22 protein-coding genes and 1 rRNA gene are annotated in these 22,992 nt (G+C 51.7%); 16 read left to right on the top strand and 7 right to left on the bottom strand.

Translation table 11 applies throughout. The features are described from left to right. Nucleotides 1-56: 56 nt before the first annotated feature. From FHC49_RS09095 to FHC49_RS09085, 3 genes are all read right to left on the bottom strand, one after another. Nucleotides 57-3,470 carry a DEAD/DEAH box helicase family protein gene (locus FHC49_RS09095; RefSeq protein ID WP_220439594.1) on the bottom strand — a complete coding sequence of 1,138 codons (3,414 nt, stop codon included), beginning with the start codon at nucleotides 3,468-3,470 and terminating at the stop codon, nucleotides 57-59. Between the two features lie 256 nt (nucleotides 3,471-3,726). Next, complete coding sequence (locus tag FHC49_RS09090) at nucleotides 3,727-4,326, bottom strand: inovirus-type Gp2 protein (RefSeq protein ID WP_220439593.1); 600 nt, start codon at nucleotides 4,324-4,326, stop codon at nucleotides 3,727-3,729. Nucleotides 4,327-4,629: 303 nt separating this feature from the next. Next, nucleotides 4,630-4,872, bottom strand: a complete 243-nt coding sequence (locus FHC49_RS09085; RefSeq protein WP_220439592.1) for an AlpA family transcriptional regulator — start codon at nucleotides 4,870-4,872, stop codon at nucleotides 4,630-4,632. Nucleotides 4,873-5,242: 370 nt separating this feature from the next. Here FHC49_RS09085 and FHC49_RS09080 point away from each other — a divergent pair, with 370 nt between their 5' ends. Further along, nucleotides 5,243-6,322 (top strand): hypothetical protein, encoded by a 1,080-nt coding sequence (locus FHC49_RS09080; RefSeq protein WP_220439591.1) that lies wholly within the window; start codon nucleotides 5,243-5,245, stop codon nucleotides 6,320-6,322. An 82-nt stretch (nucleotides 6,323-6,404) separates the two neighbouring features. After that, a complete protein-coding gene (locus FHC49_RS09075; RefSeq protein ID WP_220439590.1) occupies nucleotides 6,405-7,295 on the top strand; it encodes a GTPase family protein in 891 nt (296 codons plus the stop codon). Between the two features lie 36 nt (nucleotides 7,296-7,331). On the opposite strand, the gene FHC49_RS09070 is transcribed toward FHC49_RS09075, so the two are convergent. Beyond that, nucleotides 7,332-7,685, bottom strand: coding sequence for a hypothetical protein (locus FHC49_RS09070; RefSeq protein WP_220439589.1), 354 nt, complete (start codon nucleotides 7,683-7,685; stop codon nucleotides 7,332-7,334). A gap of 319 nt (nucleotides 7,686-8,004) precedes the next feature. Between FHC49_RS09070 and FHC49_RS09065 the strand changes: the two genes are divergently transcribed. The 9 genes from FHC49_RS09065 to FHC49_RS09025 all read left to right on the top strand — a co-directional run bounded on the left by FHC49_RS09065 (nucleotide 8,005) and on the right by FHC49_RS09025 (nucleotide 13,024). After that, nucleotides 8,005-8,694: a hypothetical protein gene (locus FHC49_RS09065; RefSeq protein WP_220439588.1), complete on the top strand. Its 690-nt coding sequence runs from the start codon at nucleotides 8,005-8,007 to the stop codon at nucleotides 8,692-8,694. A 223-nt stretch (nucleotides 8,695-8,917) separates the two neighbouring features. After that, nucleotides 8,918-9,364, top strand: a complete 447-nt coding sequence (locus FHC49_RS09060; protein WP_220439587.1) for an antirestriction protein — start codon at nucleotides 8,918-8,920, stop codon at nucleotides 9,362-9,364. A gap of 10 nt (nucleotides 9,365-9,374) precedes the next feature. Continuing rightward, nucleotides 9,375-9,851, top strand: coding sequence for a DNA repair protein RadC (gene radC, locus FHC49_RS09055; RefSeq protein ID WP_045411015.1), 477 nt, complete (start codon nucleotides 9,375-9,377; stop codon nucleotides 9,849-9,851). A 13-nt stretch (nucleotides 9,852-9,864) separates the two neighbouring features. Next, entirely contained in the window at nucleotides 9,865-10,191 is a 327-nt protein-coding gene (locus FHC49_RS09050; protein ID WP_220439586.1) for a type IV toxin-antitoxin system YeeU family antitoxin, read from the top strand. A 23-nt stretch (nucleotides 10,192-10,214) separates the two neighbouring features. Beyond that, nucleotides 10,215-10,556: a TA system toxin CbtA family protein gene (locus FHC49_RS09045; RefSeq protein ID WP_220439585.1), complete on the top strand. Its 342-nt coding sequence runs from the start codon at nucleotides 10,215-10,217 to the stop codon at nucleotides 10,554-10,556. Between the two features lie 114 nt (nucleotides 10,557-10,670). Beyond that, complete coding sequence (locus tag FHC49_RS09040) at nucleotides 10,671-11,504, top strand: DUF4942 domain-containing protein (RefSeq protein ID WP_220439584.1); 834 nt, start codon at nucleotides 10,671-10,673, stop codon at nucleotides 11,502-11,504. 76 nt (nucleotides 11,505-11,580) lie between these two features. After that, entirely contained in the window at nucleotides 11,581-11,829 is a 249-nt protein-coding gene (locus FHC49_RS09035; protein WP_220439665.1) for a CopG family ribbon-helix-helix protein, read from the top strand. 3 nt (nucleotides 11,830-11,832) lie between these two features. After that, a complete protein-coding gene (locus FHC49_RS09030) occupies nucleotides 11,833-12,108 on the top strand; it encodes a type II toxin-antitoxin system RelE/ParE family toxin (RefSeq protein ID WP_220439583.1) in 276 nt (91 codons plus the stop codon). A 118-nt stretch (nucleotides 12,109-12,226) separates the two neighbouring features. Next, nucleotides 12,227-13,024: a helix-turn-helix transcriptional regulator gene (locus FHC49_RS09025; protein WP_220439582.1), complete on the top strand. Its 798-nt coding sequence runs from the start codon at nucleotides 12,227-12,229 to the stop codon at nucleotides 13,022-13,024. 467 nt (nucleotides 13,025-13,491) lie between these two features. Here FHC49_RS09025 and FHC49_RS09020 read toward each other — a convergent pair whose 3' ends face one another. The 3 genes from FHC49_RS09020 to FHC49_RS09010 form a co-directional block, all read right to left on the bottom strand. Then, a complete protein-coding gene (locus FHC49_RS09020; protein ID WP_220439581.1) occupies nucleotides 13,492-13,767 on the bottom strand; it encodes a hypothetical protein in 276 nt (91 codons plus the stop codon). 184 nt (nucleotides 13,768-13,951) lie between these two features. Beyond that, nucleotides 13,952-14,287 (bottom strand): endoribonuclease SymE, encoded by a 336-nt coding sequence (gene symE / locus FHC49_RS09015; RefSeq protein ID WP_220439580.1) that lies wholly within the window; start codon nucleotides 14,285-14,287, stop codon nucleotides 13,952-13,954. Nucleotides 14,288-14,512: 225 nt separating this feature from the next. Beyond that, nucleotides 14,513-15,265, bottom strand: coding sequence for a helix-turn-helix domain-containing protein (locus FHC49_RS09010; RefSeq protein WP_220439579.1), 753 nt, complete (start codon nucleotides 15,263-15,265; stop codon nucleotides 14,513-14,515). Between the two features lie 214 nt (nucleotides 15,266-15,479). On the opposite strand from FHC49_RS09010, the gene FHC49_RS09005 reads away from it, so the two are divergent. The 5 genes from FHC49_RS09005 to FHC49_RS08985 all read left to right on the top strand — a co-directional run. Beyond that, the gene (locus FHC49_RS09005; RefSeq protein ID WP_255581276.1) at nucleotides 15,480-17,579 is read left to right on the top strand and encodes a TonB-dependent siderophore receptor; all 2,100 of its coding nucleotides are present in this window, start codon (nucleotides 15,480-15,482) and stop codon (nucleotides 17,577-17,579) included. A 2-nt stretch (nucleotides 17,580-17,581) separates the two neighbouring features. Continuing rightward, nucleotides 17,582-18,439, top strand: a complete 858-nt coding sequence (locus FHC49_RS09000) for an iron-siderophore ABC transporter substrate-binding protein (protein WP_220439577.1) — start codon at nucleotides 17,582-17,584, stop codon at nucleotides 18,437-18,439. Further along, complete coding sequence (gene fhuB, locus FHC49_RS08995) at nucleotides 18,432-20,423, top strand: Fe(3+)-hydroxamate ABC transporter permease FhuB (protein WP_220439576.1); 1,992 nt, start codon at nucleotides 18,432-18,434, stop codon at nucleotides 20,421-20,423. Before FHC49_RS09000 ends, fhuB begins: the two co-directional genes overlap by 8 nt. A 31-nt stretch (nucleotides 20,424-20,454) precedes the next feature. Further along, nucleotides 20,455-22,050: a cyclic peptide export ABC transporter gene (locus FHC49_RS08990; RefSeq protein WP_220439575.1), complete on the top strand. Its 1,596-nt coding sequence runs from the start codon at nucleotides 20,455-20,457 to the stop codon at nucleotides 22,048-22,050. A 489-nt stretch (nucleotides 22,051-22,539) separates the two neighbouring features. After that, a 16S ribosomal RNA gene (locus tag FHC49_RS08985) occupies nucleotides 22,540-22,992 on the top strand; the annotation flags it as partial.

Genomic DNA, 22,992 nt, shown 5'->3' with positions numbered 1-22,992 from the left:
ACGTATACCCTGTTATAAATACAAAAGCCCCGCTGCCGGGGCTTGTCATGTGCGTATTATACCGTCGCTGCGTCGGTCACAACACCCAGCTCTTCGACTATCTTTTGCAACCGGGCGATCTGCTCTATGTCTGGGAAAACGCCGGTAACACCTTCGTTGTGGATATGGGTAAACGGCTGTTCAAAGAGCTGCCGCATTTCAATAGTGCCGTAATCGCGGATGTGGTTTTTCAGCAGTGACAGAAAGCGCAGTTGCTGGCTGGTCAGGCTGTTGTCAGCTGCGAACTGGGCAAAACGTACTTCCACCGCGTCGCTGTCCATCCCGATGATGGTACGCAAAAGTTTATCCAGGCTGGCGGTCGCCTGCGGATAGAACTCTTTCAGCGCCCGGATATCAACGTTGGGGTTCTGGATCAGCACCAGCTTCGCCAGTTCATCCAGCTCATTTTGCGTGACTGGCTCGCCATTGCGGATTTTCTTCAGCACCGGATTTTGCTGAAACAGCGGCTCCAGCGCCCCCTGAACTTGCTGACGATACAGTTTGAAATCAATCGAGCGGATGTTGGTTTTGCGGGTTTCCGTCTGAATCAGGTTCGCATCTTCGGTAATATCCACCTGTATCGAACCAAATTTCGGCGTCGCATCTTTTTCCATCAGGTGCATGATGCCGCGCAGGTGAATGCGGATATCCTCCAACTCTTCCAGACTGGCTTGCTTCCACCAGCCTAAATCACGAAGCTGATTAATCCGTTGTCCCTGCTGCTGAACCTGTGCCAGATGCGGCGGCAGACGTTCCACTTTCTCCAGGATGACCGGCCAGAGCACATCCAATTCTTCCGGGTTGGTATAACGGGCAGTTTGCGCCGCCAGAATATCCATATCAAAGCGCATGGCATCGCTTTGCCCGCGCACGTCCAGCCACTGCATCAGCGGGGCTAGGACAGATAGTAAATCCTGCTGCGTTTTCGGGGAAAGCTGGCGCAGCACTTTTTCATCACTGTACTGCACTTTTTGCTGCCACTTCTCCTGTACAGCAATCGACTTTTCATCCAGCGCGTTGATCTGCTCGCGGAGCTGGTGAGCGACTAAATCCACCGCCTGTTTATCGAACTTACGCTGCGCAGCAGCCCCCAGCATAACCCACGCTTCGAAGCGTTTTTGCGCCAGCGATTTAGTAGCTGTGATTTCGGCCTCTTCGGTATGCAGCTCGTGATACTCGAAGTTGCCCCAGTGATCGAAGATGCGAAATTTCTGTTTATCCAGCGGCTTGCCGTTGTCATCGTTGCCGTATAGCCCCGAACAGAGGCGTGTACCACGGCCAATCATCTGCCAGAACTTCACTTTCGATTTAACCGGCTTGGCAAAGACCAGATTCACAATTTCCGGGACATCAATACCGGTATCGAGCATGTCAACAGAGATAGCGATGGTCAGCTCTTTATTGGTGCTTTCATCCAGTCCTTTAAAATCGTCAATCAGTTGCTCGGCGCGGGGATCGTAGTTGTCGATGACCTGGCAGAAACGTCCGGCAAACTGCGGGTACATGTCGTCGAACAACTCATTCAGCAACAGCGCGTGTTTATGGTTACGGGCGAAAATGATGGTTTTACCGGGAAGCTGGCCATCCCGATCTTTCAGGCCATTTTCCATCAGGTTACGCAGGATATAGCGGTTGGTGTCTTTGTTGTAGATCGCCTCATCCAGCGCCTTGCCATCAAATTCCAGTGTATTGGGATCGATACCCTGTTCTTCCAGCTCGCGGATTTGTTCGTCGCTTAATTTCTCCCGTTTGATGCCTTCGCGCAGGAATTCTGTGGTGTGCGTGACAACCTCATAGGGAACCAGATTGTTATCGGCGATGGCATCTTCCAGGCTGTAGTTGGCGGTAGGGATACGACCTTCACAACCGAACAGACCGAAAGTGGTTTTACTCACCATGTCGATAGGCGTGGCCGTCAGGCCAATCTGGAGGGCATCAAAATACTTAAATAGATCGCCGTAGACGTTGTAGATAGAGCGGTGGGATTCATCTGCGATGATTAGATCGAAATAACCTACATCAAAATGGTCCATGATTTTCATCATGCCGGGATAGGTGGCGATGTAGATCCTGGCATTCTGCCTGTCTGCTTTCTTCGATTTCCCGACCACATACAGCGGCTCATTGGTGAACTGATTGAAGGCATTCGCCGCCTGTTTACGTAGCTCTTTGCGGTCACAAAGAAACAGGACGCGTTTTACCCAGCGGGCATCAATCATCAGTTTGCTTAGCGCAATCGCTACGCGGGTTTTGCCTGTGCCTGTCGCCTGAACAATTAACGATTGTCGGTACTTGTTGGTAAACCGTTCGCTGACGCGGGCGATGGTTTCAAGCTGATACAAACGTCCGGCAACGGCCTTACCTTCGTTATCCTTAACGTGCGGCACACTGTTCAGCGGCAGACGAGTTTCACGCTGCTGAATAAGATATTGCAGGCTTTCCTTGCTGTAGAAGCCAAATACCCGACGCGGAGGATAACCATGAGTTTTATGGTCGTCCCACAGCCAGATATCATAACCGTTGGTGTAGAAGATGACCGGGCGCTGACCATATTCTTTTTCCAGCCAGTCGGCATACAGTCGGGCCTGAATTCGCCCCTGCTCGGCATTGACGCTGGTTTTTTTTGCTTCCACCACCGCCAGCGGTTTATGCGCCTCATTCCACAAGACATAATCCGCATAACCGTCACCGGTTGCGGTAGGCTGTTCTTTAACAGGATGCTCCTGCGTAACCTGATCGGTATTTTTAAGCTCTTCCCCTACATTCCAGTCGGCGGCAAGCAGACGGGAGTCAATCAGGCGGCGGCGGGTTTCCGCTTCATCAATAGAGAGGATATCGGCAACATGCTGGTTACGCGCTCTGGCTTCATCCAGGCGCCGGGTGAGCAGTTCGGCCTTTTCCTGCTCCTGCTGTAATGCACGTTGAAGCGCCAGTTCACGATCGCGGCTTTCGATTTGCGCCTGTATTGCTTCTTCTAGGTGTTTTTTATCGGAGCTCGCAGAAGATGGCGTCAGAGGAGGAAGGGTAAATTTAGGGCAATCGTCAACGTTGCCGTTGGCATAGCGGACGTATAGCCAGATGCCTAACAAGTACGCTTCCTTGAGCAGCCAGTAGGTATCCTTGGCTTTGATTCGCCCGCCGTGCGCGGCACGGTTGCCGTGGATACGCAACGCGTCCATTTTCATGATGATGGCTTCTGGCATCATGCTGGTAAACACATCGGCGTTCATTAAATCGTACAGATTCGCCTTGATGCCTTCCGGCAACCGCTCCTGACGATATAACCAGCGAACCATCAATTCAGTGTAGTTACGTAGCTTCACCAGACAGCTTTCCGGGTCAGAATGGACATAGCGTTCTGCCATATACGCGAGTTCCGCCAGTTCCGGCCACTGGCTGCGCAACATTTCAAAATTGAGAGACTGCTCCATCAATCATCGCCTTATGTCGTGGATACAACAGGAATTCTGGAAAGGATATCACACTAATTTGGCTGACAAAGTGAGCCCAGACTTATTCACTAAACAACATTACTGTTGAATGTTGTCTCATGGTACTGCACTGGCAGCAATGATACAGAAGGCGCAGATGACAGCATGCATTTCAGACTATTAACATTTACCTGAAACTCAAATACCTGCGAGCCTTTCTATGTGTTTGTGGAACAAGCGATTGAACGGTTCGGTACTAATTTTCAGAAATAGTCTCCATCGCTTTACGGGGCCTCCCTGACATTGGACGTTGTGGGACTTCATTGCATCCGTATGAACAGAGCCCCTCTTTTTGCTCTTCTTTTGTCAGATAGCTCAATACCCGACGAATATTTAGAATGCTGGCGGGTTCATTATAACGCACGGGAATATTGATATCGGCTTTATAAGGTTCTTTAAACTGGCATATATTAAAATAGCCCTCCTGTTGGGTTAACTGCCTCCAGAATTCTCCTGCCTGCTGTGCAAAAGGATAGGATCTTTGCGTTTGATGCCCATCCAGCCAGTATGCAGCATGTGCATGGAAGCCATGATCGGCTGTCCATTCAATGACCCAGAAATAGCCCACAATAGCAGCTTTTTGCATCATTTTATTCATCAATAATCGCAGGTCACGCTCAAGTGCATGATGATCTTGATGTAAGTAGCGAGAGGTATCCTTTTTATAAAAGAAGTCTAGGCGTAATGTTAGTAAACAAGAATATCTGGCTACCATTGCATCGATATGATTATCCAGAATTACTGAAAGAAACCAGTTTGGATTCCATGATGGGTTATATTGGTGACTATTATTCATAGGTTAGACCTGTTTTTAAATGTTATTAGCTGATGGGGAAGTGCAGGTAAAATATCTTCAGTGTAAGTGATAAGGGTAAGTACGATACGTAATGATATTTAGTGAATAGATTGGATAAGTAATGAATGCAAGTCTGGGAAGAGTATTAATTATACTAAAAAACCCAAATTAAATTATTTGATATATTTATAGCTATAGTTCATTTTGTTTCTATGCAACCTCTGCTATTTGGAATGGATAATTAATTTATTTTTGCATGTTTCATTTGTCACTAAGATCAAGATCTTGTCTAAAAGTTAATAATTACTGCCCTCTTGAATTTTCAATCCGTTCTGTCATCCAAGCCTCGACTTCACTTTTTAGCCAACGAGAACTTCGACCAAGTTTGATTGGCGCTGGGAACGCATTTTCAGAAATTAATCTATAGAACCATTTGTCGGTCATATTGGTGTAGGCAGTGATAAATGCCATGTCGACGAGCTGGTCGTTCAATACTGATTTTGAATCCAGGGTTTTAGTTAATGGCAAGGTCGTTTGGCTGGTCATAGTGATGCTCCCGTATGGTGGTGTTGAGTTGGGAGAGAGCCTGTTGTCGATGGGAGAGTAACGGGCATCTATCTCATACTATGAGTTAGGAAGTAGAAAGTTACATCTGCCTGAACCATACAGCCCATTGATGTCACCTTTAGCATGATGCGCCCACTGATATGCCTGAAAATTCTTTCGAAAAATGCGCATAGTGTTTGCCGATGATTACGAGAGTAAAAAACCATAATGGCATAGTGTTTTTTTAGATTTTAACCCTTCTGTTGTGGGCTTATCCTCAAAATTAGCATTACATTAAACTCACTTGTTGACTCCAGTAAGAATACAATTTAAATACTAAGTATAGTGTTTTTAAATACAGGTGTTTATTGTGAATAAGAATGATAAGGATAGTCATTTAGGTGCTTTGAGTAAGTTACTTGCTAATGAAGCATTACAGAAAGAGATGGTTTCGACTGAGCAACCACATACCTCAACCGATCCTGAAAATAACAAGAAAGACTCTTTCTTGCAGGCATCAGAGGTAAAGCAACTTCCTGGCGATGATAGTAATCATGAGTGCGCAGATGTAGATCTTTCTCCTGTTGCTCCGGTGGACAAAGGAAGCCAAGCAATAGAACATCTGACCCGGCAGATATTGGCTCAGGAAAATACTACATCTAAAAAGCAAATCTTAAATGGAGGTGAAGACCCCTACCTTCGTGATATTGATTTTAGGTGGTTAAAAGGAGATGCCAATGAGCGAGCTATTTTCTGGTTTTGGATATATATCCGAACTGCATCAAATAGTAGTCTCAATTTGCCAGAATTAAAGTTGCAAGATGATTGGGATTTAGAGTCTCCTTGTTTATACTCTTTTTTTAGGCTTTCGGATAATCCCGTCAGCTCCGCTGAAAGGAGCCGATTAATTATTACCTTCTTTAATAAACTCTCGGATTTCTTCAGTCCTAACCAAATTAAAAAGTCATTCGAACATATTCGTAGTATCTGGCTTCACTTGATTAGTCCTGTTCGACAATTTAAATGGTTAAAGAAAAAAGACTATGAGGGTATTGAATGGGCGTGGGAATATTTATTAAAAAGGAAAGATTTTAATGATAACATCCTTTTTTGGTTTAAGCCCGCAGATGCAAATGAGAAATATATTGCGATCATGGGGGCAATTGATTGCTGGGTTATACGGGGAAATAAAATCGATTGTCAGGATAAAAAATTACTTCTGGATAACATGAAAAAAGCATTTCAGCAGCGCGGGCGACGAGATAAAAAGAAAAGCTTTAGCCTTAATACTGAAATTTCTATAAAAACTCGCAGAGAGCTTAAAGAGCTAGTTAAGCTGCAAGGTTCTAGCATAAATAAGTTTATTGAAGGGCTTATTAGTGATGAATATCGTAGATATAAAGACAATCCCAATGAATATAAAATATCTTTATTAAAGAAAAAACAATAATCCCACTAAATTTCATGCCTATATTACTTATGTGAATAGCCGGTTGATTTTCTTCCGGCTTTGCTTTTCACAGGAGTAAACCATGCCTCAAACCCCCGAATCGCAGGATACCAGTGATATCCTGCGTGCCTGCCTTAATTTCTTACCCCAACAAACGACCGAACGTATTATTTCCCATCTGCAACATGCAATTCACTACGAGCCCGTAATTGGCATTATGGGCAAAAGCGGGGCGGGTAAGAGTTCGCTTTGCAACGCCCTGTTTCAACAACCGGTATGTCTGACCAGTGATTTGCTGGGCTGTACCCGTGAACCCCAGCGGATAGTGCTCACCGTGGGCGAGCGCAGCATGACACTGGTGGATTTGCCTGGAGTGGGCGAGACACCGGAGTACGATGCGGAATATTCGGCTCTGTTTCAGAAGTTGCTGACGGAGCTGGATTTGATTATCTGGGTCCTGCGTGCTGATGATCGTGCGCGGGCGGTCGATATCGTCACGCACCGGTCACTGCTTGCTTATGGCGCGGATGCTTCCCGTTTCCTGTTTGTTGTCAGTCAGGCAGACCGCATTCCTCCATTGCCAGAACTGCCCGGTCAGGCTGTTCCTTCAACTGAGCAGTGCCTTTCACTTGCGGTTATCAGTTCGCAGATTGCTGGTCAGTTGCCGTCCTCTTTCCCGGTGATGGCCGTTTCAGCACATACCGGCTATAACCTGCATGCTCTGGTGGAACTAATGATACATGCGTTACCCGTACAGGCCAGTAGCGCTTTTTATTGCCAGTTAAAGCCAGAAAATCATACGGAGGAGAGTGATGTTGCAGTACGCCAGCGTTTTGGTGAAATAGCCGGTTCGGCTTTTGACACGGTGATCGCTTCTGAGCGTCTGCCTGCTGGCTGGAGCTTGTTGCTGAGGAGGTTGCGGGAAAAGCTGGTACAGCTTGCGTCTGAATTATGGGAGAGGATTTTTGGCTGAACCGGACAGACTCAGCCACGGACAGATGTAAAACCGTTACTTTTTATACCTTACGGATAGGGTTCTTTTGACGTAATTCTTACCAATTTCATAGTCCGGGTTCCATGTCGCCAGATTATGGACACCGATTGCGGCGGCGCTCACCGCTCCCAGAAGTGCTGTTGGTGACCACAGAGAGCCTGCCACCGCAGTGCTTCTGTATTCGGTGTATACACGGCAGGTTAATTTCTTCTGCTGATGTTCAATCGCATACTCCACTCTTTTGACGGTTTCACTGATGTCGGTAACATTCGTGATATCAAAACTTTTCCGGTAAAAAATAAGGTCGTGCAGTTTATCTCTGGTCAAAAATTCTGCGTTGAACGACTCAATTTGTACTGTTCCTGACATCCGTTGTTCCTCTCTTTCCCGGACTCTGTGAATTTCCCCAGGCACGCGCCTTACGGTCAAACGTTGCACTTTTTCAGGGGCAGTATATGTCAGAAAAGAATATATTGATCTGTATAAACGATCAATAATAAGAAATTGATCGTTATTATCTATTAATAATAACTTTCGATATCCATGAATTGATCGTCTTAACCTATCAAAAAGTAAGGATATCCTGGCTCGTTTCGCGCCGTTTCCTGCTCCTTTGACAGATGTTGACTGATTAATAACTTATGCAGTGGTTCTCTCCTGACCGCTGCTGCCAATCCACAGGTGATTTATGAAAACCAGAACAATAATTGCTCTTTTTCTCTCCGCCGCCTCTGTTTCTGCGCAGGCTGGCAACTGGATGGTGAAAAATGGTTGGTGTCAGACCATGACGGAAGATGGTCAGGCGCTGGTTATGCTGAAAAAAGACACTATTGGTATCTTCGGCCAGTTGCAGGGTTGCCCCAACGGCCAGCAGGAACTGATGGGAAGCCGTATCAGCATTAATGGGAATCTGATCCCCACCTCTCAGATGTGTAATCAACAGACCGGCTATAAAGCTGTTGAAATCGAAGGCGGACAGGCACCCGCCGCAGCCAGGAAAGCCATTGAATCAATTGCCGCTCAGGATATTTCCAGCGTGCAGGTCTTTGGCACACAAATGAAATTTACCCGTGGTGATATGCTCCAGGTTTGTCCTAAATATGTCAGCGCCCTTGCAGGCGCATCAGCAGAAGTCACCGGGAACAAGCCGCTGAAAGTCAACAAAGGTTCGGTAATGAAAGCGGCCAGACAGGCGTACACGAAAGAATATGACCGTGAAACGGCAGACGCCGCTGATTTTGGCAGCTATGAAGTGAAGGGAAATACGGTGGTATATGAAGTCTACAATGCCGCTTACCGCACCTACGATAAAATCGTTGTTACTGTAGGAGCTGATGGTAACGCCACCGGTGCAAAGGTGGAGTACATGGGGCAATAACCCCTTGGTATTGTTTCTAGCTCAGGCATAAAGGCCGTGCCTCCATCGGGAAGCATGGCCTTTTTGCTTTTATGCCGTCTTACTCATTGCATCACCCACCACAACACTATCCGTAAACGCAGGCAGAGATGACTGTCTCACCGCGTTTTAACGACCTGATTTAACGACTCATCATCACGCCAGCCCTGACCGGCTGGCTTTTTTATTTTCGGAGTGATTAATCATGAATACTGCAATTACTGACGCCACCTTATCGTCAGACACTATTTTCGCCATGCCTGTCGCAGATGAACAACGCCCCGCCTTTTGGCCGCAGCATTTTGGCACGATTCCACAGTGGATATTACTGGAGCCGCGCATCTTCGCCTGGATGGACCGTTTCTGTGCGGATTACAGAGGTGGTATCTGGAATTTTTACACGCTCAGCAATGGCGGCGCTTTTATGGTGCCGGATACTGTCCGCGATGCGCAATGGCAACTCTTTAACAGCATGAATGGCAATGATGCGCAAATGAGTGCAGAGGCCGCCGGAATTACCGTCTGTCTTATTGAGTACAGCCATCATGCCTGCCGTACCGGGTGCGATGCCATGACAGCGCACTTTTATCGTCTGCGTGAGTATGCTCTGCGCCATCAGGAATGCTCCGCCATCATGCGCATTATCGACTGAGGATACAGGTATGACTTTCAATTTATCAATACCGCAGGAACTACCGCTGACAACCCGGCGAACTGTTCAGCGTGCTCTGTCGCTGCTTGAACACCATCTGCGCGAGCCTGGCGCGTCGTTCACGTCCACAACGGTTGTCAGGGACTGGCTGCGCCTGAAAATGACCGGGCTGGAGCGCGAGGTGTTTTTAGTGCTGTACCTTAACCAGCAAAATCAGTTAATCACTCACGAAACCCTGTTTACCGGCACTATCAACAGTACGGAAGTGCATCCCCGCGAAGTGGTGAAATCAGCCCTTCGCCATAATGCAGCCGCCGTGCTTTTTGCCCACAACCATCCCTCCGGTGAAGCTGAGCCCAGCCAGGCCGACAGACAGATTACCGCCAGACTGGTAAAGGCGCTGTCGCTGGTAGAAATCCGGGTGCTGGATCACTGCATAGTCGGAGGCATGACAGTGGTTTCATTTGCTGAACGAGGCTGGTTATGAAGGAGGGCAAAAGATGCCACTGACTGATGCCATACAGTGGGGATTAAAGCGAAGTTTCACACCGAATTTTGGCGCAAGGCTGGTACAGGAAGGCAACCGACTGCACTACCTGGCTGACCGGGCCAATATCACCGGTAAATTTGGTGACGCCGAATGTCTGAAGCTGGAAGAAGCATTCCCGCATTTTATCCGCCAGATGGAACTGATGCTGAGCACTGGCGAACTTAATCCCCGTTATGCGCACAGCGTCACTCTCTACCACAACGCTTTCACCTGTGAAGCCGATACTCTCGGTAGTTATGGTTACGTCTACATCGTTATTTATCCCACTCAACGTTAAACCTTTTTCACACGCGAGAAAAAATGAAAACCTTACCTGCAACAATTCAGCGGGCGGCTAAGCCGTGCCCGTCTCCCGTGACGGTCTGGCAGATGCTGCTTACCCGTCTGCTGGAGCAACATTATGGCCTTACCCTGAATGACACGCCGTTCAGCGATGAAATCGTTATTCTGGAACATATCAACGCCGGTATTACGCTGGCTGATGCTGTTAACTTTCTGGTGGAAAAGTACGAACTGGTTCGTATCGATCGCAGAGGGTTTAACTGTCAGGAGCAGTCCCCTTATTTGGGCGCAGTGGATATTTTGCGGGCGCGGCAGGCAACCGGCCTGTTGCGGCAAAGCCCTCATCCTTCGATACGCTGAATCTTGCGAGCCGTCTTCCCGAATTACATCACCAATCTTATTTCCTTATTAACTCATTGCATAATGCGCCTGCCACTCCCGGCAGGCGTGTTTGCTTTTATACGGACAAAAATCATGCAAACAGAAGCTGAAGTCTTAACTGACGATAATGAGCTAATTTGCTCAACCAGCATTGAGCGTATCGTCACCGGACGTGATGCTGCGTTGAAACAGATTGAGGCGCTAATTCGTCAGCTTGATGACGTTTCCCGACTCACTTCCGGGATTGGTGGCGACGTAGCGAGTCATTGGGCGATGCGGCAGGGCCATTCTTTCGACTGCTGGCTGGTGCAACCTGTAGATAAAGCGATGCCAGTCATCACCCGCAATATCGACCGTAGCATCTGGCGCGATCTGATGCTGAAGTCCGGGATGTTAACGTTGATGGATGCCGAAGCCCGTAGCCAGTGGGCGAAGAATCTAGAGGAGGGCGATCTTCCGGCCATTAGCGAAGCCAATATCCTGAGTACCTTTGAACAGTTGCACCATAACAAGCAGGATGTTTTTGAACGTGGAATTATCAACGTGTTCAAAGGGCTAAGCTGGGACTACAAAACCAATAATCCCTGTTACTTCGGCAAGAAGATTATCTTCAACAATCTGGTGAAGCATGACAGATGGGGCTACAGCCTGAACTGGGGCTGGCGGCGCGATCAACTAGCCGATCTGGAGAGAATGCTCTACCTGCTGGATGGAAAAACCATTCCTGATAACCGGCATGATGTCTCTATCCGCTTTATGGATTTCGTGCGCGATAATCCGCATCAGCAGGTTTTCGAAGACGATTTGTTCACCATCCGCTACTTCCAGAAAGGCAGCGGACATATCACTTTTAAACGCTTAGATCTGGTAGATAAGATGAACGATATCGTGGCGAAACACTTTCCGGGGATGTTGCCTGCGAAATGAGATGTGATGTTTTTATAGGCACCTCTATGCTAATCTTAATAGGAGTTATTAAATGTTATTAAATGAGGTAATCCCTATGGGTTCGCTTACTAAACAAACCATTAGCGCACAGATACCCGTTGAATTGGCTGCTGCTGTTGAAAATCTGGCAATTGAGTTGGACCGTTCTAAGAGCTGGATTATTAAAGAAGCATTGACCAATATGCTGGCCGAAAGAGAACGGCGTTACCAGAGCATCCAGGCCGGTCTTGCCGATGTGGATGCCGGTCGCGTGGTGAGCCACTCGGACATGGTGGATTTTGCTAATCGCTTAAAGAAATCCTGATAAATGGAAGTTTACTGGACGCTTAAAGCTCAGGATGACCTGGAGCGTATCTACCGTTTTGCCCTTCAGTACAGCCGCCAGCACGCCGATGACCTTTTGGATCGCCTGATTATTGGCTGTGCTGGTCTTACAGCGCATCCGGCAATTGGCATACAGCAGACTCGGTATGAACCTCATGAGGTCCGAAAAGTGTTATTCGATGACTATGAGGTTCACTACGAACTCCGTGACAATGATATCTATATGGTGGATCTCTGGCATACCAAAGAAGAACGTTGAAGAGATGCTCTTCACATTCGCGAGTATTTCCCACTAACTTAAAACTCATTTTTGTGTTTTTTACTCTTTTTTGTGTTTTAATGATATCCATTACTTCTTGGTAAGTGGGGAGGGCATCATGCAAAACAAAATTAAAGAACTTCGTACTCAACTATCAATCACTCAGCGTGAATTGGCGGATATGGTTGGTACCAGCCAACAGCAGATCCAACGTATCGAGACAGGGAAAGTTGCGGCCAAGTTAGGACTGGCGCAGGCGATAAGCGCTGTCTTAAAGAAACCATTGAATGCAGTTTTTCCTGGTAACGATACTTTATTGCAAAAAGTGCGCAATCAAAGTAGCCGTAGTGATGATGATCTGGAAAGCATCGCCGCTAGTGGTATTGAAATGGATGGCTGCATTTGGACGGTAAAACTCTGGTTACGAGGGCAGCAAGATTATTTGCCGTTACCCATTTCCCCGGCTGATAAGCGTCGTTTTTACTCATACTTTCAGGAAATAGCAGCGCCTGATTATGAGCATTTCTTTGTTTTCGACTCTGAACAGCATCGTTATGCCTTAAATGCCCGAGAAGTGATTTTCCATCAGTTCTTGTTTGATGCCTTTCCACCCGTTTCTGATGAAGAAGATGGCGATGCAAATGAAGGCAGGTATGGGAATGTCCATATCACCATGGTAAATGGTGGCCCGGTTATTGAGCTTTGTTGTGAGCCAGATGAACCCGAGGACGAAAGTGATGGCGATATCGGTCAGTTGAATGCATTTTTTGACATTCTTGAATCAGAGCCGGAATCAACCGAGCGGTATCAGTTAACCGACATAGATGGAGAAGATTCTTTTATCCGTATTGGTTCTATTGCGATGGTGCGAGTACCACTTGATGCGCTTGAGCCTGTCGAGGAAGATGACGAGTAACAGAGTTCGGCATCTCAACCAAGCCATACTCGTCCTGGTTCGATGCCGAAAATCAATGAATTTTCGTGTTGGTATCTGTGTTGGTATAACCTTGTAGAGTTTATTATTAACTATTTTAAATCATGGAGTTAAGTTCTATGTGCGAGTCCGGCCTTCGCTACATTCCTTTATGGACTTCCTCCCTAAACCCCATACCGTTTATTCCCCCCAGAAGTAATGCAATACCTCCCCCCACGCGGCCCAATACACACGTTCCCTGAAGAGCACGAACAAGACGAACCATAGGATGGCGATCTCACGGGCTGTTTTACCGGTGCAGTATGCCGTTCCGCTGGTCGTTGCTTAATTGCAGGAGCGCTCTGCAGGAGGTCTTTCTTGATATAGCATCCCGCCACTTCATATAAGTATGCCGAACCAACCCAGTGTTCTTGCTCTTTAGCTGCACTTATCCGACTCCATGTATCGCGCTACTCATACACGTTGACGGATGTTTCTCTTTTCAATGTATCGAGTGCGTTTCCTTTCGGTGAACTGCGCACCTTTAAAGTATCAGCATTCACATAGCGGCGCTCGGGTTGTCCAGACCCAGTAATGTCCAGTATTTTCTGGACTGTCGAAAGTGAACTTGATGTATATGTGTCTGAATTTTGAACACTACTTTCGGTAGCTGGTACTTTATCGTTTTTGGCAAAAAGCCAGACAAAAAATAAAATAACAACGAACCCAATGGTTCTATTCTTCATAGTCGCCTGAATACGCATCATTATATGTGGGAAATAATAGCGTATTCATTGTGCTGATAATTGTGTTCTAACTCATTGAACTGGAAGTAAGTGGTAAATATCCCAGTACCAAACAACCATAAATACATTTTCTCCGGATAATCAGCCAACAAAAAAGGCGCCTCTCAGCGCCTAATCTCACCCTTCACCCTCGACTCCCTTTCCCCCCAATCACCCCAATAAACTCCCTAACCTGCCTCCGCTTCCGCACCGACAACTTCCTCACCACCCGCGCCGTCTCCAGCACCTCGTCAGCCTCTGCTTCCACCGCCGTCAGTACCATACACCCCTTCATCACCCGCACCTCAACCTTCGTGCCGGTGGCAAACCCTGCCGCTTCCAGCCATTGCCCCTTCATCATCACCGCCGGAACGCGATGGTAATCTGGCGCGCGGCTCGCATAACTCACGGTTAAATCCCGCTTATTTCCATCCACTACTTCTGGTTCAAACGAATCTACAATACAATCGGCGTCAGTCATGGTTACTATTCCTTTTAAATAGTAATTGTGATTAGCGATGCGGGCGTGTTGGCGCACACCCGCATCGCGCAAAATAACACCTGTAAATATACCCAGTACAGAAAATAAAAGCCAGCCGAAAATAAAACGTAATAAACGCCATTAAATATAAAACCGGAAACCATTATTAATATTATCTATTAAAAACAGTCCCCGTATTAATAATAAAAATAGATAACCATAAAATCACGACATCACCATTGCCGCCTGAATATACCGCTGCGGCGACACCCCCAGCTTCTTCCTGAACATCGCAATAAACGCGCTCGCGCTGGCATAGCCCAGCTCCTGCGCCAGCGTATTCACCGCCACGCCGCGTGCCAGATTACACACCGCTTCCAGCAGGCGAATCTGCTGCCGCCATTCAGAAAAACTCAGGTGCGTCTCTTCACGGAACAGGCGCGCCAGCGTACGTTCGCTGGCACCGACCTTTTGCCCCCACCAGGCGAGGGTCGCGGTATGATCCAACTCGCGACACAGCGTATCGCAGACCTGGCGCACCCGGCGGTCGCTTGGGAGGATCACGTGGCACAGCACGGTGGCGGGTAAACGCTGTAGTTCGTCGATCAGTAGCGCCTGAAGCAGGGCCATCCGCTCTGAGGGAATAGCATCTTCAAGCCCGGCATCAATCAGGGTGTGAAGTAGGGGAGTGGCGGCCAGGCCGCGGCACTGATTGCCAAACAGGCGGGAAGCCTGCGGGCTAAGGTACAGGTTCTGCGTCACTACGCGATCCACGGCCTGAAGCCCGTGCGGCAGCCCGCCGGGTAGCCAGATTGCGCGGCCGGGCGACAGCAGCCAGATATGCTGTGGGGTGACGATTTTCGCCACGCCGCTGAGCGGATAAATCAGCTGCCCCTGCTCGTGCTGGTGAACCGGCTCTTCGCTGCCTGGGGCGTATTTGAGCTGGCGCAGCCCTTCAATCGCCTGTGGAATGGTCATCTTCACCTGCCCTCTGTCTGATTCTCACCATTTATGCTTACTGCTGCGTTTAGAGACAACTTTTGTCCGTATGGCGACATCCTGATGGCCAGTAACGCCATTCTGCCACGGAAGGGCTTCTCTTTTAAACTTGAATAATTATCATTTCCATCCAATTCTAATAACAGTCGGAAATGCTATGAATCAGGTTGGCAAGCTTTTCAGGGATAAACCGTTGAAAGTACTTGCATGTACGATCATCGCAGGGTACAGCGGGCAAGCGTTCACTGCGGATAACGGTCACGATAGCACAAAAGAACAGACAATAGTGGTCACCGCCGCGGCACCGTCGCAGGGGCAGGATGATGAGAGTTCACTGGTGGCGCACAACGCGGCTGCCGGAACGAAATCCAGCCAGCCGATAAGCCGCACATCGCAAAGTATCGCCGTCGTTACACAGGCGCAAATCGCGGCGCAAGCGGCGAAAAACATTCCGGAGGCGCTGCGTTATGTCTCCGGCGTGGCATCGGAAAACGCCGGGCCGGATACCCGTTTCGACACTATCGTGGTGCGCGGTTTTGAAGCCGACGAATATCTTGATGGCCTGCGCCTGCCGCGCGAAGCCTGGTGGAGCCGCCCGGCGTGGGACCCGTTCCTGCTGTCGCGCATTGAGGTGGTGAAAGGCCCATCGTCGGTGCTGTACGGCCAGGCCAACCCGGGCGGGGTGGTCAACATGGTGAGCAAAACTCCGCAGGCCCAGCCGGGCGGGGAAGTGTATATGTCCACCGGCAACAATAACCTGTTTGGCACCGGCTTTGATGTCACCGGCCCGCTGACCGACGACAACACGCTGCTTGGCCGCGTGGCGGGAACCTTCTTCGATACCGAAACGCAGGTCGACCACACTCGTTACCAGCATTACGACATTGCGCCATCCTTCACCTGGCAGCCGAGCGATCGCACCAGCCTGACGGTGCTGGCGCAGTTGCGTAAAGACCCGGACAGCGGCTTCTACAACCAGATGCCCACCTCCGGCACGCTGACCTATAACCCGAACGGGCAGATCTCCAGCAAGTTCTACGGCGGCCAGCCGGGCTTTGACAGCTATGAGCGCAAGCAGGGCAGCATCGGCTATCAGTTCCGCCACGACTTTAACGACACGGTGACCTTCCGCCAGAACCTGCGCTATATCAGCAGCACCGGCGATTACCTGATGGTCTACCCGTGGGGCGTTCATGCGGATGCGCCGCTGATCGACCGCTACTCAATGAACCTGCAGGAGACCATGGTCAACTTCGCCGTGGATAACCAGGCGGAGTTCCATCTGCAAACTGGCCCGGTGCAGCATACGCTGCTGGCCGGGATTGACCGGATGCATAGCTCGGTGCGCAGCCGCGCAGGCTACGGTGATGCGAGCCCGATCAACTACCTCAACCCGGATTACAGTACGCCGGTTGAAGTACCAGCCTTCACCAGCAGCACCCACTCCACGCTCGATCAAACCGGGTTCTACCTGCAGGATCAGCTTGAATGGGCAAACTGGATAATGAACCTGGCCGGGCGTTACGATGCGGCGAAAACCAAGAGCACCAACCTGCTGACCGACGCGCGTACCGAAAGCAACGACTATGCGACCACCGGACGCGCGGGGCTGCTGTATCACTTCGATAACGGTTTAGCGCCGTACGTCAGCTACTCGACCTCGTTCGTGCCGAGCAGCACGACCGATTTTTATGGTCACGGCTTTAAGCCGACGGAAGGCAAGCAGACGGAAATAGGCCTGAAGTACGACCCGGTTGGGCTGGATGCGCTGTTTACGCTGGCGCTGTTTAACCTGCGGGAAACCAACGTCGCAACGCCGGATCCGGATCACGCCAACTACAGCGTGCAGACCGGTGAGATCCGATCGCGCGGGATCGAGCTGGATGGCAAGATCAACATCACCCCGGCCTGGTCTGTGCTGGCGTCCTACGCGTTGACCGATCCGGAAGTGATCAGCGCGAACGATGGCACCGAAGGTAAACATCCGGTCGGTATTGCGCGCAACAGCGCCAAGCTGTGGACGCAGTATGCGCTGAGCGGCCCGCTGGACGGTTTCTCCATCGGCGGTGGCGTGCGCTATGTCGGCAGCAGCTATGCCAACACCGACAACAGCCTGAAGGTACCGGCGGCCACGGTCTACGATGCGCGTCTGGGCTACGACTGGCGTGAATGGGGCGTTGCGCTGAACGCGGCGAACCTGACCAACAAAACCTACCTCGCCACCTGCCAGAACAACGGCTGTGAATATGCGATGAAACGTCAGCTGACGGCGACCGTTAGCTACAAGTGGTAACGATGCTCTCACGACGCACGTTATTAATCGCAGCACTGCTGGCTCCCGCGATGTCGTGGGCCGGGAGTGCTGCGGCCCTGCAGAAGCTGGCGGTGCTGGACTGGGGGCTGACGGAGATGATCCTCGCGCTCGGTATCACACCTGCTGGCGTCTCGGCACCCGACTGGTATCGCAAACTGATCCCGCAGCCTGTGCTGCCTGCAACGGTGCAGGATTTAGGGCTGCTGTTCCAGCCGAACCTCGAAACGCTGTATGCCTTAAAGCCTGACCGCATTGTGATAACTCCCCAACATACGTTGCTGAAGCCCGCGCTGGAAAAAATTGCGCCGACTCTAACGCTGCCAACGCACGGGCTTGCCTCCTTTATAGAAGCGACGCGCCAGCTTGGTGATGTCTTCGGACGGGAAACGCAGGCGCAGGTGTTGCTCAATAATCTGCAATCGCAGCTAGCCCGCGTGCGCAAGGTTGCCCAGGCGGTGCGACAACCGGTGTTCTGCGCCACGCCCGTTGATGCGCTGCATCTGCGGCTCTACACCCTGAGAAGTTTGAGTGGTGATGTGCTGGCCGCCTGCGGCCTGCATCATGCCTGGCAGGGGAGCCGTGGGGCGGAAGGGACGGTACTGGTGGAGTTGACCAGCATTGCCACGGTGGATGCCCGGCTTATCCTGCTGGTCGATGACGACAAGCGTGATGCCGTTGCCCGCTGGCGGCAGAGCACACTGTGGCGGCACCTGCCAGTGACGTCGCGGTATCCGATGGCGGTGATTGAACAGCCGATTAGCGATACCGGTGCGCTGATCACCGCCGGGCGCTTCGCCGATATCCTCTATCCCTTTGTTGCGGGGTGGCGCGATGCATGAACCCTATTCCCGCCGTCTCTCCTGGGGGCTCATCACGCTGCTGTGGCTGGCGGCGCTGTTGCTCGCCGGTAGTGACGTGCTGCGCGAAGGTGGCCTGCGGGCGCTGCTGTATGCCAATAACCTTCAGCCCACGGCGATTATTCTGCACAGCATGTGGCTACCGCGGCAGGGCATGGCGATTATCGGCGGGGCGACGCTCGGGCTCTGCGGCTGGTTAATGCAGCGGGCGCTGCGCAATCCGCTGGCGGAGCCGATTACGCTTGGCATGACTTCCGGCGCGACGCTGGCGCTGGGGCTGACATCACTCTGGTTCCCGCTACTCCTGACCGAAGTCAAAATGGCGGTGGTGGTCGTGGGGGAACTGGCCGCGCTGCTGCTGGTGCTGGCGCTGAGCTGGCGGCAGCGGCTCTCGCCTTTAGTGATGATCCAGGCCGGGATGATGATCAACCTGTGGTGCGGTGCGCTGACGATGCTTATTGCCATCATCAATGACCGTTTCCTGCTGACCGTGTTGATGTGGGGCGGCGGTTCGCTGGCGCAGGAGGACAGTCATCTGCTGATGTCGCTGCTGCCCTGGCTGGCGCTTTGCTTGCTGGCGTTGGCATTTTTGTGGCGACCGCTGGAGCTGCTGCAACTGCCGGAAACCATGGTCAGTAGCCTGGGCGCCTCGCCGCTGAAAATTCGCAGCGCGGCGGTGCTGCTGGCGCTGGTGATGAGCGCGCTGGTGGTCAATGCCGTTGGGGTGATTGGTTTTATCGGCCTGGCCGCACCGCATCTTGCCCGCTTTGGCGGTGCGCGCACGTCGCGCCAACTGATGCTGCACAGTGCGCTCACCGGAGCGGGGCTGCTGTGGTTTACCGACCTCTGCGTGTCCCGGGTTTCGCTATTGAACGGTCAGTTGCTGCCGGTGGGCATGCTGACCGCACTGACCGGCGGGCCGCTGTTGATCCTGCTGGCGCGTCATGCCCGGCAACATGTTCCGGATACTTCCCCGTCGCCACTGACGGCGGATGCCTCAACCCACCGCTGGGTGCCGTGGCTCGCCGCTGCCGTACTGCTTATCGCCATTGTGGTTTCGCTCTGTCTTGGGCTAGGACTTGGGCACTGGCATTGGGCCAGCCATGAGGAGCTGACGCAACTGCTGCCGCTCAGGGTGCCGCGCCTGCTGGCCGCCATCAGCGCCGGGGCGCTGTTAGCGGGTGCGGGGGTACTGATGCAGCGCGTGAGCGGTAACCCGCTGGCGAGCCCGGAAGTGCTGGGCATCGGCGGCGGCGCGGCGATGGGCGTCACTGTCTATATCCTGCTGTTTCCCACTCAGGGCAGCGCCTTTCTTCTATTAAGTAGCCTGGCGGGGGCACTGATCAGCTTGTTACTGACGATGTGGAATAGCCGACGCAGCGCGTTTAACCCTCAGCGCGTGTTGCTTAACGGGCTGGCGCTGAATGCGCTATGCCAGGCCGCCGTGAGCATCGTGATGCTCAATAACCTCTCCGCCAGCGCGGTGCTGCTGCCGTTGATGACCGGCAGTACCTACTACATCAGCGCTTCTCTGGCACAGGTGCTGTTTATCGCCACGCTGGTGCTGCTGGTTATCACGCCGCTGTTTCGTCGTTGGCTGGTGCTGCTGCCGATGGGCAGCGTGGCCGGTTCGCTAGGCGTCTCGCTGCCGCGTGCCCGCTTCAGTGTGCTGGCGCTGGCGGCGCTGATGACCGGGCTTGCCACCTTATTAGTGGGGCCGGTGTCGTTTATCGGGCTGCTGGGCCCGCATCTGGCGCGCCGGGTTGGCGTGAAGGGCGTACTGGCGCAGCTCTACACCGCGGTGCTGCTTTCCGCCTGCATCATGACCGTTGCCGATTGGTTGGGGCGCAATGCGCTCTATCCGCGCCAGCTGCCGGTGGGGCTGGTGGCATCGCTCATCGGTGTGCCGCTGCTGGTCTGGCCGCTGATTCGTGGCAGAAATAGGCCGTCATCTCATCAGACGTAATAAAAGAAGCAAACTATAAAAAGGAATGAGCATGTCGTTGTTGTTGATGTTGTTTCGGATGGTCGGCGGCTGGCTGCTGCTGGCCGTGGTTGCCGGGCTGATTAGCGGGCTGAGCAATGCGTCACTGCTGGCGATGATTAACCACAGCCTGAATCTGCCGCCAGCACACGGCTGGCTGGCACCGGGAATACAGTTTGCGCTGCTGGCGTGCCTGATGCTGGCAACCCGCGTTATCTCGCAAACCACCTTTATGTATCTTGGGCAGAAGGTAAAAGCACGGCTGCGCAGTGAGTTGACGCATCGGGTGAGTGAAACCCGCTGGCTGCAGCTGGAGCGTTCCGGAATGGCGCGGACTATCTCGGTGCTGACGCAAGATCTCGATACGCTGGTGGTCTTTTTCGTTAACCTGCCGAATCTCTTCATCTATAGCGCGGTGATCCTCGGGTGCCTGATTTACCTGGCGACGCTCTCTTTTAGTGTGCTGGGGCTGGCGCTACTGGCTATTGCGCTCGGTACGCTGGGGTATCAGGCGGCACACGGGCGCGCGCTCGGGCTGCTGCGACAATCCCGGCGACGGGAAGATACGCTGATCCAGCAGTGCAAAACGTTGTTCGACGGCGGGCGCGAATATCGGCTTAACGCCGCGCGTCGGCGGCATTTTGTGGACGGCGAACTGGCGGAGAATATTGAGGCGGTGCGCCGGGAGCGGACGCGGGGCTACATCCTGTATGGGCTGGCGACGAGCTGGGGCAGCATTCTGTTCTTTGTGTTTATCGGCCTGGTGCTGTTTGGCCTGCGCGAAGCGCTAACGCTGCCACCGGCGGCGATTACCGGCTATGTGATGATCTTCCTTTATATGATTGTGCCCGTCGAAGGCGTGCTGTCGTCGCTGCCGACTATCGCCAGCGCGCGGGTGGCGATGCAGCGGGTGCAGCAACTTCAGGCGGCGCTACCGCCGGAGCAGGCGCAGCGTCCGTTGCCAGAAGTGCCATTCACCTCGTTGGCGCTGGAGCAGGTGAGCTATCAGTATCAGGGGGAAGATGGTGAACGCTTTACCCTGGGGCCACTCGACCTGACGTTTAATCCTGGCGAGCTGGTCTTCATCGTCGGCGGTAACGGCAGTGGGAAAACGACGCTGGCGAATCTGCTGGTGGGGATCTATCCGCCCGACAGCGGAACGCTGCGCTTAAACGGCCAGTGGGTTGCCGATGACCAACAGGAGGCATATCGGCAATGCTTCTCGGTGGTGTTCAATGATTTCTTCCTTTTCGATAACGTGGCGTTTGTGCATGAGCGCACGGCGGAACAGGTGGGGGAGTTACTCGAACGGCTGAAGCTCAGCCATAAGGTCCGTTTTGCCGATGGGCGTTTCTCTACGACGGCGCTTTCGCAAGGGCAGCGCAAACGGCTGGCTTTGTTGCAGGCCTGGCTGGAAGCGCGGTCAATCTACCTGTTTGATGAGTGGGCCGCCGACCAGGACCCGGAATTCAAAGCGGTGTTTTACCAGGAAATCCTCCCAGCGCTGAAAGCTGAGGGGAAAACCATTATCGCGATCACCCATGACGATCGCTATTTCCACCTTGCGGATCGGATTATCAAGCTCGAGTCGGGACGTATCGTTGAATAGTAGGTGGGGGCGATAAGCCATTTTCCCTCTATATAAAGAAGGGGAAAATACGCAGAGACCATAAGAATAGATGAGATTTGTGGATAACTCTGTGTGTAAATAGGTATAAGGCGGGGTTCTGCTGGGGATTGCAGCAGTCAGTCATTTTTCTGCAATTTAAGGGTTGCGGCCCTGAAGAAACTCCCTATAATGCGGCCCCACTGAGACGGAACAACGGCAAACAAGCCGCCGGGTCAGCGAGGTTCTCCTGAGAATCTCGGCAGAGAAAAGCGAAATTAAACGCTTGACTCTGAAAGAGGAAAGCGTAATATACGCCACCTCGCAACAGTGAGCGAAAGCCGTGTTGCACTGCTCTTTAACAATTTATCAGACAATCTGTGTGGGCACTCGAAGATACGGATTCTTAACGTCGCAAGACGATAAATGAATACCAAGTCTCTGAGTGAACACGTAATTCATTACGAAGTTTAATTCACGAGCATCAAACTTAAATTGAAGAGTTTGATCATGGCTCAGATTGAACGCTGGCGGCAGGCCTAACACATGCAAGTCGAACGGTAGCACAGAGAGCTTGCTCTTGGGTGACGAGTGGCGGACGGGTGAGTAATGTCTGGGAAACTGCCCGATGGAGGGGGATAACTACTGGAAACGGTAGCTAATACCGCATAACGTCGCAAGACCAAAGTGGGGGACCTTCGGGCCTCACACCATCGGATGTGCCCAGATGGGATTAGCTAGTTGGTGAGGTAATGGCTCACCAAGGCGACGATCCCTAGCTGGTCTGAGAGGATGACCAGCCACACTGGAACTGAGACACGGTCCAGACTCCTACGGGAGGCAGCAGTGGGGAATATTGCACAATGGGCGCAAGCCTGATGCAGCCATGCCGCGTGTATGAAGAAGGCCTTCGGGTTGTAAAGTACTTTCAGCGAGGAGGAAGGC

It is taken from the genome of Kluyvera sp. EC_51 (assembly GCF_019584505.1).
In the GTDB taxonomy this organism is placed as follows: Bacteria; Pseudomonadota; Gammaproteobacteria; order Enterobacterales; family Enterobacteriaceae; genus Kluyvera; species Kluyvera sichuanensis.
The sequence above is the reverse complement of the archived record's forward strand: the minus strand, read 5'-3'. Positions and strand labels throughout refer to the sequence as shown.

Coding starts and splice junctions, on each gene's coding strand:
- FHC49_RS09095 (WP_220439594.1), bottom strand. CDS start 3,470: ATGGAGCAGTCTCTCAATTTTGAAATGTTGCGCAGCCAGTGGCCGGAA.
- FHC49_RS09090 (WP_220439593.1), bottom strand. CDS start 4,326: ATGAATAATAGTCACCAATATAACCCATCATGGAATCCAAACTGGTTT.
- FHC49_RS09085 (WP_220439592.1), bottom strand. CDS start 4,872: ATGACCAGCCAAACGACCTTGCCATTAACTAAAACCCTGGATTCAAAA.
- FHC49_RS09075 (WP_220439590.1), top strand. CDS start 6,405: ATGCCTCAAACCCCCGAATCGCAGGATACCAGTGATATCCTGCGTGCC.
- FHC49_RS09070 (WP_220439589.1), bottom strand. CDS start 7,685: ATGTCAGGAACAGTACAAATTGAGTCGTTCAACGCAGAATTTTTGACC.
- FHC49_RS09065 (WP_220439588.1), top strand. CDS start 8,005: ATGAAAACCAGAACAATAATTGCTCTTTTTCTCTCCGCCGCCTCTGTT.
- FHC49_RS09060 (WP_220439587.1), top strand. CDS start 8,918: ATGAATACTGCAATTACTGACGCCACCTTATCGTCAGACACTATTTTC.
- radC (WP_045411015.1), top strand. CDS start 9,375: ATGACTTTCAATTTATCAATACCGCAGGAACTACCGCTGACAACCCGG.
- FHC49_RS09050 (WP_220439586.1), top strand. CDS start 9,865: ATGCCACTGACTGATGCCATACAGTGGGGATTAAAGCGAAGTTTCACA.
- FHC49_RS09045 (WP_220439585.1), top strand. CDS start 10,215: ATGAAAACCTTACCTGCAACAATTCAGCGGGCGGCTAAGCCGTGCCCG.
- FHC49_RS09040 (WP_220439584.1), top strand. CDS start 10,671: ATGCAAACAGAAGCTGAAGTCTTAACTGACGATAATGAGCTAATTTGC.
- FHC49_RS09035 (WP_220439665.1), top strand. CDS start 11,581: ATGGGTTCGCTTACTAAACAAACCATTAGCGCACAGATACCCGTTGAA.
- FHC49_RS09030 (WP_220439583.1), top strand. CDS start 11,833: ATGGAAGTTTACTGGACGCTTAAAGCTCAGGATGACCTGGAGCGTATC.
- FHC49_RS09025 (WP_220439582.1), top strand. CDS start 12,227: ATGCAAAACAAAATTAAAGAACTTCGTACTCAACTATCAATCACTCAG.
- FHC49_RS09020 (WP_220439581.1), bottom strand. CDS start 13,767: ATGAAGAATAGAACCATTGGGTTCGTTGTTATTTTATTTTTTGTCTGG.
- symE (WP_220439580.1), bottom strand. CDS start 14,287: ATGACTGACGCCGATTGTATTGTAGATTCGTTTGAACCAGAAGTAGTG.
- FHC49_RS09010 (WP_220439579.1), bottom strand. CDS start 15,265: ATGACCATTCCACAGGCGATTGAAGGGCTGCGCCAGCTCAAATACGCC.
- FHC49_RS09000 (WP_220439577.1), top strand. CDS start 17,582: ATGCTCTCACGACGCACGTTATTAATCGCAGCACTGCTGGCTCCCGCG.
- fhuB (WP_220439576.1), top strand. CDS start 18,432: ATGCATGAACCCTATTCCCGCCGTCTCTCCTGGGGGCTCATCACGCTG.
- FHC49_RS08990 (WP_220439575.1), top strand. CDS start 20,455: ATGTCGTTGTTGTTGATGTTGTTTCGGATGGTCGGCGGCTGGCTGCTG.